This is a genomic window from Pseudanabaena sp. UWO311, from assembly GCF_006937785.1.
Taxonomy (GTDB): Bacteria; Cyanobacteriota; Cyanobacteriia; order Pseudanabaenales; family Pseudanabaenaceae; genus Pseudanabaena.
This window is the reverse complement of record NZ_SJEE01000004.1, coordinates 22,731-35,853: the sequence shown is the minus strand read 5'-3', so window position 1 is coordinate 35,853 and position 13,123 is coordinate 22,731. Positions and strand designations below refer to the sequence as shown.

The following is a 13,123-nucleotide window of genomic DNA, read 5'->3' as shown; positions in this document are numbered from 1 at the left end:
TTACCCTTCATAGGACGTTATCTCTATTCCAGAAATACTGTACTTAATTTCGTGAAATCCACTCACATCTACTAGATCCCGCATCGATGCACTCAAATATAGTTTACCAAATTCGCCTTTGTCTTGAGCCATTTTGGAAGCTACATTAACAGGGCTTCCTGCTATATCTCTAGTGCCAAATGGTAGATTAAAAATAAGAACTTCACCTCGATCAATTCCAATCCGACAAGTGATATTTTGTTTTGCTAACTCTTGGCGAAATGTTTGGGCAAAGTTTACTGCCGCGATCCCATCATCAAAAGCATAAATCCCCAATGAGCTAAGTACTTTGATTTCCGCAACAGATTTTTTGTCTAGCAGTCGCAAGCCGATATCTTTCATTAAAGCTGAGAATGAGAGCTGATTAAACATGGAAACTTCATGGGTTTCCACTACTTCATTTTTACTCTCGATCAGTACTACTACTTTATTCTGAATGTATTTATCTAACAAGAGATGAGCAAAATCTTGGTCGGTTAGTCTGGTTTCATATTCCAACAAATCGTCATAAAAATCCTCAGAATAGGGAATTGGATAACGTTGATCGATTGGCTGTAATCCTGATAATCTTATGCCATCTAATACTCGATAAATATTACCAATTGTCGGATTTAAATCATTGCGTTTTTCTATAGTAAAATTATGATTTGGAGTCAAGCGATCGCATATCGCTTGACTAATTAAGATCTCTCCACCACAGGTATGATTCTCTGCAATTTCTTCGATCTCATCTGCTTCTGCTCCATACAAACCACCACTAATCGAATAGAAATTACCATAATGAGCACCAATACCAATTTTGATTTGACAACTGTTTGCGATCTCATCTTGGATCGTTAGCAGTGTGGAAACAAGGGTAGATGCACTAAGAGAATCTGGATAGAACATTTGTGAATTGTCTGCTGCCCAAATTCCTACACTTTCTCCCCCGATCGCTTTCCCATAACCATGTAAAATCTTTTTCGGCTGGTTAATGATAGCCAGAATCTCTAATAATCCCTTTTGCTGAGTCAGTTTAGTTAGTCCCACTGAGTCAGAAGATACATTATAGCCCTGTACTTTGTGGCTCTCTAGTAGTTGTAACGCATCATCTTGGGTTTGTTCGCTGCTCAACCATTGCTCAACCAATTTCAGTGGCAGCGCACCAATAATGTCCTGCGTGATATCAAACAGGTTCGTAGAATAGCGTTTTTTACTGAGCTTTTCTATCATTGAGGTTTCTCGGTTTGCAGAGATTGAGAGCCCCGACTTTCACCTTGATATTGGCAAAAGCCAAAAGATAAAGCGGCACAAATCGCCGCCTTATCTCTTATCTTTTATTTAACTAATCCTGCTCTGAGAGCACGGACTGCTGCTTGAGTGCGATCATCAGCGCAAAGCTTGTTCAAAATATTGCGCACATGGGTTTTGACAGTGCCCACTGTGATGTAAAGGCGCTCAGCAATTTCGGCATTGCTATTGCCATTGACAATCTCAGATAGCACTTCTAGCTCGCGCTCAGTTAATGGCGTAGCGGCAAGGACTTGCTTGTAGTCTGCCTCAGCAGCATCAATTTCTACGGTTGCTTCACGACGGCGTACCTGCTGCAAGACAATACTTGCGATCGCAGGATCGATCCATGAGTTTCCTTCGGCAGTTAGCTTCAGCGCTTGTACTAGATTTTCGGAACTAATATCTTTGATGCAGTAGGAATCTGCTCCAGCGGCAAAAGCGGCTAACACGGTTTCTTGACTATCGGTCAGCGTCAAAATTAAAACTTTAGTGGCACGTCCTGCATCAGTAGCCGCTGCCTTGATTTGGCGAGTTACTTCTACGCCATCCATATCAGGCAAGCCCAAATCAACGATCGCTACATCTGGAAGCTGGCTATTTACCAAAGCCACGCCTTCTGCACCCGTGGCAGCTTCGCCAACAAACACAAGCTCACCCTGCTGTTGCAAGGCGATCTTCATGCCCATGCGGGTCAGGTCATGGTCTTCAATCAGGACAACACGAATCGAACTCATAAGCATTTTTGCAGATTGTGCATAGTCTGTATTGATACCAGAATCTCATAGAAGGGGCATTAAAACTACTCAACTTAAGATTAACAGGGCTATAGGCAATGTTAAATCGTTCAAACTATGAATCGCATCTATAGCAACGTAAGAGATAGCTAGGACAAATCAAAACCCAAAAGATGAGTAGCGGCGCGAAGCGCCGCTACTCATCTTTTGGGTTTATTGCTATATAATTTCTGCACTAACAACCATTAGTTTTTTCCAACGACAAAAGCAGAGTCGATACTTTGATTATATTTTGCGCCGCTCTTGGTGGTTTGATTGATCACAATTCCATAGGCTGCATTGTAATCAGCTTTCAGCCAAGGAGAGCAATAACGACCAACGGGCAAAGTGTAGGTATTGCCACCAACTTTCGCTCCCTCGCTAGGCTCTAGTTTTGGTGGGATTTTGAAAGTAACTTTGCGCCGTTTTACATAATCGCCAGCGACTACACCCGTTGCCGATTGCTTACTAAAACATTCCACTTCGATTTGTGTCTCTTTGAGCAATTCGCGCACATTGCCGCGATCGCTAAGGATTAACAGATTGTCAGTGCCAACACCTGAGATGGTTTGCAATTGGAATGATCTAACACGATCTGGATTAAACCCGCCTGTAATCTTTACCACTTGAAGATTATTCTCAGAAGTAACTTGATATTCCAATGTTCCTGGTAGTTGGTATTCAAGCTCTGCATTCTCATTGCGGACATTTACCTTTGCCCCAATTTCGACTCGATCAACTCCTAACGCGACAGGAGTTTCTTTGGCTGCCCAATCAAATCGGTAAAAAAGTCGGGCTGTATCTTTGAGATAGGTGTATGTATCTGGCACGTCAGAGCTTGCACGTAGTAACCGTGTCAAGCCACTTCTCTCAACCCAAATGTTTTTGATTAGTCCCACTTTTTTGCCGATCGCTACTCCTAGTGCGGTGCGATCGCTTGTAATTTCCGCAGGGATATCTAAACGTGGTACAAGTGTAATTTTTCCATAGGAGCCAGTTTTTCCTTCAAGTCCGTTGTTACTTGTCAGTCCATCGCGACCACTCTGACAAGTATAAGAAGCACTACTTGATTGTTCCTTTTTACTGCGATAGACCCAATTGCTATCATCTCTAGGAGTTTTTGAGGATGAAAAAGTATTTTGCAAAATATTCCCCAAAACATCACTTACGAATTCGCCGCCTGATGTTGAGCAAACTCTCGAATGACTAGAATAATATTGCCAAGCAGCGTTTGGATCCTTGGCTGGTCTGCGTTCAATTTCCGCAGTACAGGTCGTAATTGTCCAAGAAGTCTCTTGGCATTCACAACCCTTTCCACCAAGAGCGCCGCGCCCATTACGACCACCTCTTCCACCATTATTACGAATTTCGAGCATCTGGAGCGCTGCAATATCAGTATAAAAAATAGTGGCATTGCCCCCACGCCCACCATTACCGCCATTACCACCGACACCTCCACTACCACCAGATGCGCCAATTAGGGAGAATTGAGTCCGCCGAGGCTGCTCACAACTACTAGCCGATCGCCCTGCAATTCCATCTTCTGCATCTTCCCCCACTGTCCCCGTGAGATTATAAGCAGCAGGTTTACCGTCACCAACAATTTTGATGTCTTGACCATCTCGCCCATTACGTCCATCTCGACCACGATTGCCATCTTCTCCAGAACGCCCAAAGTTGCTTTGGGCGATCGTTGAAAAGCTTACTAAAGGTAAGGTCAGAATGGCGATCGGTAAAGCATGGATCACAAATTTGGGAGATCGACGTTTCCACATATGCTAAAAACTTTGAAATTACTTTATTTTGTTGACAGTATCACTACAGGCTGAGTTCCTAATATATTCTAGAAATCTGCACCGCCTAACCTAAACTTAAAATAAAAATCATTTGTACTATGCCTGCAAATCAAGGTCAACAATTAGAAATATATAGTAGTAACCATCCTCAAGAAGTTTTACTGGTCAAGCTAAAAATTGATGATGAACTTGATGAAGTAATGATTTTTAAAGGTTTTTCAAGCTCCTTGATGCGATCAACAGCATTTGATCCTGATGTGCCAGTAATTAGCGATCGCGCCGAAATATTGAGCATCGATCGTCTCGCCGCACCCTATAAACCAAATCAGCCTAACTATCTCCAACAAGGGATAACATGGGAAGAGTTTCAAGATTATGCTGAAATATCTAGAGACTAGCAGTAAAAGTTTTTTGGTGGTGTGGCGAAGCCACACCACCAAAAATCGGCTCTTTATTAACTTGATGTAGATATGCTTGAAGAGACGCGGCAATCGATTTATACAAAGCAAGTGAGAATCGCCTCACTACTGCTTTACCAAAATGTTTTGGAGCAAGAAGCATGGGAAGCCTATGTGAAGTTATTGCATAGCCTCGCCAACTTCGCTTTAGATGGTCATGAGAATAGCTCACGGCGACTTAGCTATTTATTTGCCTATGGCAAATGGTTTCGCGCGATCGCATCAACAGGTTACAACTGGCGAGACTATCTAATTTCGCAAATTTTGACTTCTGACAATCCCTTTAGTCAGCAAGCTCAAACCACAGAATTTAAGTTGTTATCTCAATCATTGGTCGCTGCCGCCAAGCATGATCTCCAAGTTCTAGAAGAGATTAGTCTTTGGGGCGGAGATAAGCTAGTTGATTGTATAGAATCTTTTGGCGATCGCCCTGTGACCTTGCAATTGTCAGAAAGTAATATATCGAGGCTTTCAGAAGCTAAGCGATCGCTGATTCTCAAATTTCAATCTACTGATGACTGGACTCAACTTTTGCCAGAGTTAGCCAGTTTTTACAGGCAGTCAGGAACGGGCATTTTTACCGATTACGATGCATTCCGTTGGTGCAAAGGTCATCTAGAGGGCATCGCCTATCCCGATTTGGTGCAGCTATCCGATCTAATCGGCTACGAGTCGCAAAGACAGACTCTATACAAGAATACAGAAGCTTTTTTGGCGGGCTATCATGGGTTGCATACTTTGCTCTATGGCAGTCGCGGTACTGGCAAGTCTTCGATGGTTAAGTCATTGATGTATGCCTATTCCGATCGCGGGTTACGTCTAGTCGAAGTCGCCAAAAACGATCTGAAAGATTTGCCCATCATTGCCGAGATTCTGCGTCAAGTTCCACAGAAATTTATTATTTTTGTCGATGACTTGTCCTTTGAGGAAGAAAGCGAAGACTATAAGGCTCTCAAGGTAGTTCTAGAAGGGAATCTTTCCGCACAACCCAATAATATTTTGGTTTACGCTACTTCCAATCGCCGTCATTTATTGCGCGAATATTTTAGCGATCGCCCTAGCCTGAGAGATATTAGTGATGGTAAAGAAGTCAATCCTTGGGACACAATGCAGGAGAAGTTATCTTTAAGCGATCGCTTTGGCTTAACTCTGACATTCCTGCAAGCCGACCAAGAAATCTATCTCAAAATCGTGCATCACCTTGCGAAGCGTGCAGGTATTGAATTGCTAGATGATGATCTCAATTTTCGCGCCTTGCAATGGGCTACTCGCCATAATGGTCAATCGGGACGTACAGCCCAGCAATTTGTCGATTTTTTGCATGCGGACTTAGACCTTAAGGGTTGAGATGTAATGCGATCGCATCTTTAATCTCTATGAAAGTAAAGTGCGATCGCTAGCGAGTAAAATAAAGTAAGCAGTTATTCTGAGTTTACAATTATGACCTTCACCGAGTTGTTGCCGAATCTGCAAAAACTAAACCCTTCCGATAAGCTTAGGGCTATTCAGTTTCTAGCGACTGAGTTATCAAAAACAGAAAATTTTGCCCCAAATGATCTAGAGTCTCAATCTTGGTTAGATGCAGATTTAGGCGGTAATTTGCCTGAGTATGATTGGGGCGAGGGTGGAATGCCCAGTATGAAGCCTGTAGAATATATTTCTGGTATTGGTTTAGTGGCAAAAGCAGGTTAGAGATTTTAAAATTTATGCCGCTAGAGGATGGTGACAAACGTAAACCACCGAGAGGACTCAATTTAGCAGAAAGACATGTTCAGAAGCATTTGCCTGATACACCGCAGATGCTAAAGCTACTAAAGGAAGATGGTAAAGCTCATGTATTTAACGATCTCCAAACATTACTTGAGGTTACAGAGGCTTTGTTTGAGTCGGGTGAGTTTGTTGGCACGGTGAGAGGTCATGAGCGTTATGGGATGTATTTCGATCGAGCAATTGGCTATAGAATTGATTTAGAAGGGACTCGATTGCCGTTGTATTTTGCAGAGATGAAAATTATTAAGGGTGAATATCATGTCATTCCACGCACAAAACCAAGCGAAGTTATCTAGTTGGAAGTTTATTGAAATGTGGGTCGATCCTAGCTCTGATCTGCCCTATGTTTTGATGTTGATTGGTGATATGGATGGAAGCTATACACTTTATGACCCAACTGAGGGGTATCAGGTGGTTTATTCGGCGCGTGACTATGAGAAGGTGAAAGATTTTCTGTTGGAAGATGAGTATGTGCAGATTAGCGGCAGGTATCAAGAAAATACTGAAGCACAAAAATCTGAGCCTGTATTTGTTTAGGTGCGATCGCTTCTTTAATCTCGGTGAAGGTAAAGTGCGAGACTTTATAGTTCTTTAAGCAAATTATCATATTCGCCATGAGAGCCAATCCAAAACCAAATGATGGTTTGACTATCTTGTTTAACTAACTCCTAATGCACGCCAGCCAATGCCAACTCTGATTGAATAAATTGGTTGTTTTGTATTCACCCTTTTAAACTCTAAACTGGGATGGGTAGGATCTTGCTGCCAAAGTTGATAGTTTTTACGAGCAGCTTTTTGGACTCGTTCGGGTAGTTTGGCAAAAAGTTTGATAAATTCTTCGTCTAACTCCGATCTCATAGTTGGTCAAAACCTAAAATCTTGGTTTTGCTATTTGCGGAGTTATTTAAAGCTTTAGTAGCAAGTTGATCTAGCTTAGCTGGCTGTGGTTGAGATAGAGTTTGTACCCAACGCATTTCGCTTTCTATGTCTTCGAGAAATTGGACAGCAAATTCGTCTTGTAGATATTCTGGTAAGGATTGCGCTTTTTCAAATGCTTGTAATAGTAAGCTAGTCATAACTTCAACCTTTTACAGTTCTATATCCAAGTATATCTTCACTGTAACCGATCGCATCAAACACAACATACCTAGCAGCGCGATCGCCTCTTTAATCTCTATGAAAGTAAAGCGAGAACAACTTCAAATATGGCTACTTATCTCTTTACATATAATCCTAATAAATGGGAATGGAATTTTCAAGACGATATTGCTGAAATAAACCTAAATAAATTTTGTAATGCTACTTGGAGTGCAGGTGTCACAAAGAAAATTAAGCCTGATGATCGCTTTTTTTTAATGAGATTAGGTAAATCTCCTCGTGGAATTATGGCTTCAGGTCGTGTAACAAGTGATGTTTTTCAGGATGTTCATTGGGCAGATGAGTCAAAAGCTGCTTTATATGTAGACGTTCATTTTGACACCATCATTGACATAGATAGATTGGCTATATTCCCCATTGAACTGCTTCAATCTGGTGAAATTTATAGCGAAGTAAATTGGACACCACAGGCATCAGGGATGAGTATTCCAGATGATGTTGCAAAACACCTTGAGGAAGATTGGGCGAAGTTTCTAAATAGTCCTAAACCTTTACTTCAAGTCGAATATACTGACAAAATTGATGACGGGAAAACTTCATCCGAAAATAAAGTTAAACCAGTTGATGTTAGAGACATAAGGTTTGATAAGCAAGATTTAGAGGTGTTTAAAATTCCTGATGTTAACGAACGTATTGACACTCTTCAAAAGCATTTCTTTCCTCGTTTAGAACTACTTATAAAAGATAGTCTAGAACTTGTAGAAGAAGTTTATGGGATTGATCCATATGTAGGAATGATTAATGTTTATAGACCAAATAATAGAAAGAAAGCTGTTATAAAAACGCAATCTGGAGGTATTTATGTTGGTAGATCAGGGAAAAGACGTAACTCAAGGAAAGATACACCACTTGCAATTAAAAATGCTACTGGTAAATCAATATATATTCATACAGTTTACCTTACCTTTGATGTTTTCCCAGAGGGCTGTATAGGAGTTTATTTTGTACCATTTAGCAACTCAATTGATGCAGCTTTTGTAGAGATAGTTAGGAAAGAGATGCAGTTAAATCTTGATTTACTTAGTACAATTTTTTCAAGTTTGGGAATCCGTTACAACTCAAGCATTTCTAAAAATGCTAAAGATTTCCATAAATTAATAAACACAAACCATTTTGACTTATCGGAAGGTAATGATATAAATAGTCTGTGTTTCTATACTGAATCTTACTTTTTTCCTGCAAATTTTAAAGATGAGTTGTGGAATCTTAAAACAGCATTTGTTGGACTTTATCCGCTATTAGATTTATTTGTATCGATCGGAGAAGATAGAGAAAACCACTTTGCTGAAATGCTTAACAAATTTCATGACTGGTATTATAAAAAAGAGCTAGGTCAACTAGAAAAAATATCAGATATTTTAGAAAATATTGAAGAGAAATCCAGTGATTTATCAATAGAAAGCCTAGAAAATATTGAAGCTGATAGAGAGGATATTGAGTCTAAATTAGACTTTAATCCAGAGAACTTAGAAGATGCTAGGGAGCGCACCAATAGAGCGATTGTACAGCGTCAGGGACAGTCAAAATTTCGTTCTGAGCTATTAAAAGCCTATGGCGAACAATGTGCAATTACTGACTGTGATGCAGAAGCAGCCCTAGAAGCAGCACATATATTTCCCTATCTTGGCACTGACACAAATCACGTTAAAAATGGTTTACTACTTCGTGCTGATATTCATACCCTGTTTGACCTTTACCTAATTTCGATTAATCCAGATACTAGCAAAGTTGTTGTTTCATCTACTCTACTCAATACCTGTTACAAGGAGCTAAACGGCAAATCCCTAAAACCTCCCCAAGATTACGCTGCGAGTCCATCGCCGCAAGCATTAGCCCGTCACTATGAAACATTTTTACTTAAACAAAATGAGTAGCGATCGTCTTGCGATTTAGCTAAAATCTCATAAACCAAGCATTTGTTTAACATCATTTAAAGCGATCATCATTGATTGTTTATGGCATACAGCTTGGATAGGCGATCGCTAAATTTAATAAACCTCATCATGAGAGCCTATGTTTAACAATAAAATCGCATCCAGTTCGGATTCAGCTTTTTGCACAAACTCAAACAAAATGCGATGGTTATAGTCTACAGAACAAGCCCAAATATCTGAAAGATCGCCAACCAGTTTATGAGTTCTCAAACTTGGATGATAAGGATCTTCCGCTAGTTGCCGCAACGTCTTTTCAATTAAAGGGCGTAGTTGTGGACTTTTGCGAATTAGACGTTTAAAAGCTCGCTGAGATTTAGCAGTCCAATCAATATTTCTCAACTATCCAACTCCGCCAAAAAATCATCAACAGAACCAGATTTGAATTTACCTTCTCGATACTCCTGCTGAACCTCTCGAACTTCTTTAACAACTTGCTGCCGTTGACGCAACTTTAAACGATTATTCAACACGTCAATTAAAGCAGCTTGATCGTCTAAAGACAAAGCATCTATGGCATTTAGAGCTTCTTGAAATAGAGATGTTTTTAAGGCTTGACTCATAGGATTATTTATGAAAGTTTACTCTATAACCTCGGTTGTCATTATACTTCAGAAAAAAGCGATCGCCTTTTACTGCACTTATTCAAAGAGCGATTTAGCTAAAATCTCATAAACCAAGCATTTGTTTAACATCATTTAAAGCGATCGCGGGTTGATTATATTCTTCTTGCTTAGCGGCTCTCAAATCTTGCAAATCTTGAAAGTCTTCCAACATCTCCTTAATTGCCAAAAACTGCTCGTATGGAATTACCGCAAACATCGGCTTGCCATCTTTAGTAATCAATTCTGGATTTAGGTTAAACATAATAAATTTATTGGTAGGCTTTGTCTCTGGGTTTAACGCGATAATTCACAATATTTGTATCTTCTATCTCAAAGAGTACGCGATAGTTTCCAACCCTTAGTCGATATTCAGTCGTAAAATTGGTTAGCTTTTTCACATCGCCAGCTAAGTCATTTTCCATTAACTGAATCTTTTCTAATATTTTACCCTGTATTAGTTTAGGTAGATCCCGCAAATCCTTAACTGCTTTTGGCTTAAATGCAATACCATATTTCATTTTTGATAATTTTAGTTTTCATTGTACTTCAAGCAAATAGCGATTTATCTAAAATCTCATAAACCGAGCATTTGTTTAACATCATTTAAAGCGATCGCGGGGTTACTTTCAGCAAATAGCGATCGCCTTGTCTTGAGATTACTTGAGATGCGATCGCCCCAAACTATTCAAGATACTCCCTTCCCACTAAAGAAATACACATTTAGACTAAGGTGAAAATGTGTTCTAAAGTTTTAGATATTTGTTCTGAATTCATCAAGATTTTAACATCCTTTTGCCGACGGTAGTGAAAGTGAGTCATTTGTAATTGACTATTGACTTCTGCAAAAAATCTAGATGATCTGAACCTATTCTATTAATTTGCACTAGTTTAGCTAAACAGAAAGAGAGTGAGCTTTGCTCGCTCTCTTTCTGTTTAATTATGCTTTAGATGGAACTACTAAAAAGTTAATTAATGGTGAACACATTAAAGTCGTGACGATCGCCATAATTACCATAATTGTGAATAGAGTTGGCGTAATTAATCCCTGTTCCAAACCGATATTTAAAATAATTAATTCCATCATTCCGCGTGTATTCATCAAAGCGCCAACTGTCATTGAATCACGCCAATCTTCCCCCGACCACCGAGCGGCTAGAGTACATGCAATGCCTTTGCCGAGAACAGCGATCGCAATAATTAGTAAAGTGAGTGCCCATAACTGCGGAGTATTCAGTAAGCCTAATTGTGTATTTAGTCCCGAAAAGACAAAGAAAATGGGGACAAGTAACGAAGTTGTTAGATATTCCAGATGGCGATGCACTGACTCGGCAAAATGTCCGCGTGGCATAACTGTTCCTAAAACAAATGCGCCAAATATGGCGTGAACTCCGATAAAATCGGTGTAATAAGCACATAACATCATGATGATGAATACAAAGGTTAGGGTCTGGATTGTGACTTCACCATCACGACGTGTCCAATAACTAAATATCCGTAGTATGCGCCGCCCCACAAACCACATAAACAAGACATAAGCCAATGTGCCACCGATCGCAATAATGGCAACATTAATTGAGCTTTTGATGCTAGCCAGAACTAGTGCTAAGAGACACCATGCGATCGCATCATCTAGTGAACCTGCGGCTAAAACTAAAGTACCAAGTTTGGTTTTGATCAATCCGCGCTCATGCAAGATTCTTGCCAACATCGGAAATGCGGTTATCGACATTGATGCGCCCATATAGAGTGCAGCCGCCCAAGGTGTAATCGTGGGACTAAATAAACCACTTCCACCATACAAATTAAAAGCAGCGATCGCCCCTAGTATAAATGGGGAAATGATGCCTGCGATCGATACTAGTCCTGCACTTCTTGCCCGATTTCTTAATAGATCTGTATTTAGTTCTAAGCCAACTAAAAACATATAGATCATTAGTCCAATTTGGCTCAGAGTATACAAAATCGACATCGAAGGGTTGGGCAGTAAATGGGTCACACCAACAATAACTGGTGCTTTAGGAAATAGCCACTGTTGGAGTTCTGGGGCAATCAACCCAAATAGTGAGGGCCCAAGCATAATCCCAGCGAGCATTTCACCCACGACATCAGTTTGTCCGAAATAACGTTTACCGATATAAGAAACTAATCGGCAAACCGACAAAATTACAGTCAATTGCAACAGCAGCTCAAGCAATAGTTCCGAATTTGTCATAAATCTCTGCGTTTTTGTATAGCTCTAATTCTATCTCTGATAGCTAGCCTCCCAACCCAATATTGCTGTCTTACGTTCCAATCCCCAGCGATAGCCTCCTAACTCTCCAGATTCTCTAATCACACGATGACAGGGAATGATGTAACTAATGGGATTACTACCAACGGCATTACCGATCGCCCTTGCAGCTTTAGGACGACCAAGCGATCGCCCTAAACCCTGATAAGTGGTAATCCCACCAAAAGGAATTCGCAACAAAGCTCGCCAGACTTGGATTTGAAAGTTAGTGCCTTTGACGTAGAGAGTAAGGGGCGGTTGCTTAGCAGTATTCAAATTAGGAAGATGGCTAAATAGGCGATCGCAAATTGGTTGCGTAATTTCGCGATCGCTAATAATCTCTGCTTTTGACCATTCCTCTCGCAGCATTAATGCGGCAGCTTGCTCATCCATTCCATCGAGAAAATACAAATTACAAATACCTCGCTCTGTCGTGGCAATCAGGCAATCACCAAACATGGTTTCATGGATGCCATACCAAATCTGTAAACCCGCACCACCAGTCTTAAACTCTTGCGGTGACATTGCTTCGATGTTCACAAATAGGTCATGCAATCGCCCTGAACTAGATAAACCGACATCTCCCGTCAATTCCAATAAGTTCCTAGTTTCCGCAATCTTGGACTTAGCATATTCCACCGTCAGGTATTGCAAAAAACGCTTAGGGCTAATCCCTGCCCATTTGGTAAACAAGCGCTGAAAGTGATATTCGCTCAGATGAACATGTTGGGCGATCGCAGCGAGGTCTGGCTGTTGTCGATGGTTTTGACGAATAAAGGCGATCGCTTTTGCCATCAGTTCATAGGTTGCGCGATCACCGATGTTCTCATCTAAAAATTTGTCCATCGGGGAGTTCATGCTCAGCAATACGAGGGTTTACTCTCAATTTAGCAATGATTTGATATTTAAGCTAACCGTTTCTTGCGATCGCCTAAAATTCTAGTAAACTAGTCAGCAATGCGATCGCTTGGTTTTTATGAATGGTTAGGACTTACGCAAATCAACCAAGAACTAAAGTTCTTGGCTCAAAGCTCAAGTCAGTTAAAGCTGAC

At 40.6% G+C, this 13,123-nt stretch carries 16 protein-coding genes and 1 pseudogene; 6 read left to right on the top strand and 11 right to left on the bottom strand.

Features of this window, described 5'->3' with window-relative positions; all coding sequences use genetic code 11:
- The 3 genes from PseudUWO311_RS04835 to PseudUWO311_RS23910 all read right to left on the bottom strand — a co-directional run bounded on the left by PseudUWO311_RS04835 (nt 1) and on the right by PseudUWO311_RS23910 (nt 3,859).
- Nucleotides 1–1,251 (bottom strand): family 3 adenylate cyclase, encoded by a 1,251-nt coding sequence (locus tag PseudUWO311_RS04835; RefSeq protein ID WP_142654087.1) that lies wholly within the window; start codon nt 1,249–1,251, stop codon nt 1–3.
- A 104-nt stretch (nt 1,252–1,355) separates the two neighbouring features.
- Nucleotides 1,356–2,045: a response regulator gene (locus PseudUWO311_RS04830; RefSeq protein WP_142654086.1), complete on the bottom strand. Its 690-nt coding sequence runs from the start codon at nt 2,043–2,045 to the stop codon at nt 1,356–1,358.
- A gap of 245 nt (nt 2,046–2,290) precedes the next feature.
- Nucleotides 2,291–3,859 (bottom strand): hypothetical protein, encoded by a 1,569-nt coding sequence (locus PseudUWO311_RS23910; protein WP_190303395.1) that lies wholly within the window; start codon nt 3,857–3,859, stop codon nt 2,291–2,293.
- Nucleotides 3,860–3,978: 119 nt separating this feature from the next.
- On the opposite strand from PseudUWO311_RS23910, the gene PseudUWO311_RS04815 reads away from it, so the two are divergent.
- The 5 genes from PseudUWO311_RS04815 to PseudUWO311_RS04795 all read left to right on the top strand — a co-directional run bounded on the left by PseudUWO311_RS04815 (nt 3,979) and on the right by PseudUWO311_RS04795 (nt 6,645).
- Entirely contained in the window at nt 3,979–4,278 is a 300-nt protein-coding gene (locus tag PseudUWO311_RS04815; RefSeq protein ID WP_142654083.1) for a hypothetical protein, read from the top strand.
- 72 nt (nt 4,279–4,350) lie between these two features.
- Complete coding sequence (locus PseudUWO311_RS04810; RefSeq protein ID WP_142654081.1) at nt 4,351–5,685, top strand: ATP-binding protein; 1,335 nt, start codon at nt 4,351–4,353, stop codon at nt 5,683–5,685.
- A gap of 93 nt (nt 5,686–5,778) precedes the next feature.
- Complete coding sequence (locus PseudUWO311_RS04805) at nt 5,779–6,030, top strand: hypothetical protein (RefSeq protein WP_142654080.1); 252 nt, start codon at nt 5,779–5,781, stop codon at nt 6,028–6,030.
- Nucleotides 6,031–6,044: 14 nt separating this feature from the next.
- On the top strand, nt 6,045–6,404 hold the full coding sequence (locus PseudUWO311_RS04800) for a DUF6972 family protein (RefSeq protein WP_142654078.1): 360 nt from the start codon (nt 6,045–6,047) through the stop codon (nt 6,402–6,404).
- Nucleotides 6,367–6,645 carry a hypothetical protein gene (locus PseudUWO311_RS04795; protein ID WP_142654076.1) on the top strand — a complete coding sequence of 93 codons (279 nt, stop codon included), beginning with the start codon at nt 6,367–6,369 and terminating at the stop codon, nt 6,643–6,645. The genes PseudUWO311_RS04800 and PseudUWO311_RS04795 overlap by 38 nt, the downstream gene beginning before the upstream one ends.
- Nucleotides 6,646–6,689: 44 nt before the next feature.
- Here PseudUWO311_RS04795 and PseudUWO311_RS04790 read toward each other — a convergent pair.
- Nucleotides 6,690–6,966: pseudogene (locus PseudUWO311_RS04790) on the bottom strand (type II toxin-antitoxin system RelE family toxin).
- Nucleotides 6,963–7,184, bottom strand: coding sequence for a hypothetical protein (locus tag PseudUWO311_RS04785; protein ID WP_142654072.1), 222 nt, complete (start codon nt 7,182–7,184; stop codon nt 6,963–6,965). Before PseudUWO311_RS04785 ends, PseudUWO311_RS04790 begins: the two are co-directional and overlap by 4 nt.
- A 129-nt stretch (nt 7,185–7,313) precedes the next feature.
- Here PseudUWO311_RS04785 and PseudUWO311_RS04780 point away from each other — a divergent pair, with 129 nt between their 5' ends.
- Complete coding sequence (locus PseudUWO311_RS04780) at nt 7,314–9,140, top strand: HNH endonuclease (protein ID WP_142654070.1); 1,827 nt, start codon at nt 7,314–7,316, stop codon at nt 9,138–9,140.
- Nucleotides 9,141–9,254: 114 nt separating this feature from the next.
- Here PseudUWO311_RS04780 and PseudUWO311_RS04775 read toward each other — a convergent pair whose 3' ends face one another.
- From PseudUWO311_RS04775 to PseudUWO311_RS04750, 6 genes are all read right to left on the bottom strand, one after another.
- Nucleotides 9,255–9,539: a type II toxin-antitoxin system YafQ family toxin gene (locus PseudUWO311_RS04775; protein ID WP_142598197.1), complete on the bottom strand. Its 285-nt coding sequence runs from the start codon at nt 9,537–9,539 to the stop codon at nt 9,255–9,257.
- Nucleotides 9,536–9,760 (bottom strand): hypothetical protein, encoded by a 225-nt coding sequence (locus tag PseudUWO311_RS04770; protein WP_103667283.1) that lies wholly within the window; start codon nt 9,758–9,760, stop codon nt 9,536–9,538. The genes PseudUWO311_RS04775 and PseudUWO311_RS04770 overlap by 4 nt, the downstream gene beginning before the upstream one ends.
- A 106-nt stretch (nt 9,761–9,866) precedes the next feature.
- Nucleotides 9,867–10,064 (bottom strand): type II toxin-antitoxin system Phd/YefM family antitoxin, encoded by a 198-nt coding sequence (locus tag PseudUWO311_RS04765; protein ID WP_142654068.1) that lies wholly within the window; start codon nt 10,062–10,064, stop codon nt 9,867–9,869.
- Between the two features lie 7 nt (nt 10,065–10,071).
- Entirely contained in the window at nt 10,072–10,320 is a 249-nt protein-coding gene (locus tag PseudUWO311_RS04760) for a type II toxin-antitoxin system RelE family toxin (RefSeq protein WP_142654066.1), read from the bottom strand.
- Nucleotides 10,321–10,739: 419 nt separating this feature from the next.
- Nucleotides 10,740–12,014, bottom strand: coding sequence for a cation:proton antiporter (locus tag PseudUWO311_RS04755; RefSeq protein ID WP_142654064.1), 1,275 nt, complete (start codon nt 12,012–12,014; stop codon nt 10,740–10,742).
- A 30-nt stretch (nt 12,015–12,044) separates the two neighbouring features.
- A complete protein-coding gene (locus PseudUWO311_RS04750; RefSeq protein WP_142654062.1) occupies nt 12,045–12,929 on the bottom strand; it encodes a bifunctional helix-turn-helix domain-containing protein/methylated-DNA--[protein]-cysteine S-methyltransferase in 885 nt (294 codons plus the stop codon).
- Nucleotides 12,930–13,123 lie beyond the last annotated feature (194 nt).

Bases quoted from the DNA above. Each gene is read 5' to 3' on its own strand.
- PseudUWO311_RS04835 (WP_142654087.1), bottom strand. From the start codon at position 1,251: ATGATAGAAAAGCTCAGTAAAAAACGCTATTCTACGAACCTGTTTGAT.
- PseudUWO311_RS04830 (WP_142654086.1), bottom strand. From the start codon at position 2,045: ATGAGTTCGATTCGTGTTGTCCTGATTGAAGACCATGACCTGACCCGC.
- PseudUWO311_RS23910 (WP_190303395.1), bottom strand. From the start codon at position 3,859: ATGTGGAAACGTCGATCTCCCAAATTTGTGATCCATGCTTTACCGATC.
- PseudUWO311_RS04815 (WP_142654083.1), top strand. From the start codon at position 3,979: ATGCCTGCAAATCAAGGTCAACAATTAGAAATATATAGTAGTAACCAT.
- PseudUWO311_RS04810 (WP_142654081.1), top strand. From the start codon at position 4,351: ATGCTTGAAGAGACGCGGCAATCGATTTATACAAAGCAAGTGAGAATC.
- PseudUWO311_RS04805 (WP_142654080.1), top strand. From the start codon at position 5,779: ATGACCTTCACCGAGTTGTTGCCGAATCTGCAAAAACTAAACCCTTCC.
- PseudUWO311_RS04800 (WP_142654078.1), top strand. From the start codon at position 6,045: ATGCCGCTAGAGGATGGTGACAAACGTAAACCACCGAGAGGACTCAAT.
- PseudUWO311_RS04795 (WP_142654076.1), top strand. From the start codon at position 6,367: ATGTCATTCCACGCACAAAACCAAGCGAAGTTATCTAGTTGGAAGTTT.
- PseudUWO311_RS04785 (WP_142654072.1), bottom strand. From the start codon at position 7,184: ATGACTAGCTTACTATTACAAGCATTTGAAAAAGCGCAATCCTTACCA.
- PseudUWO311_RS04780 (WP_142654070.1), top strand. From the start codon at position 7,314: ATGGCTACTTATCTCTTTACATATAATCCTAATAAATGGGAATGGAAT.
- PseudUWO311_RS04770 (WP_103667283.1), bottom strand. From the start codon at position 9,760: ATGAGTCAAGCCTTAAAAACATCTCTATTTCAAGAAGCTCTAAATGCC.
- PseudUWO311_RS04765 (WP_142654068.1), bottom strand. From the start codon at position 10,064: ATGTTTAACCTAAATCCAGAATTGATTACTAAAGATGGCAAGCCGATG.
- PseudUWO311_RS04760 (WP_142654066.1), bottom strand. From the start codon at position 10,320: ATGAAATATGGTATTGCATTTAAGCCAAAAGCAGTTAAGGATTTGCGG.
- PseudUWO311_RS04755 (WP_142654064.1), bottom strand. From the start codon at position 12,014: ATGACAAATTCGGAACTATTGCTTGAGCTGCTGTTGCAATTGACTGTA.
- PseudUWO311_RS04750 (WP_142654062.1), bottom strand. From the start codon at position 12,929: ATGAACTCCCCGATGGACAAATTTTTAGATGAGAACATCGGTGATCGC.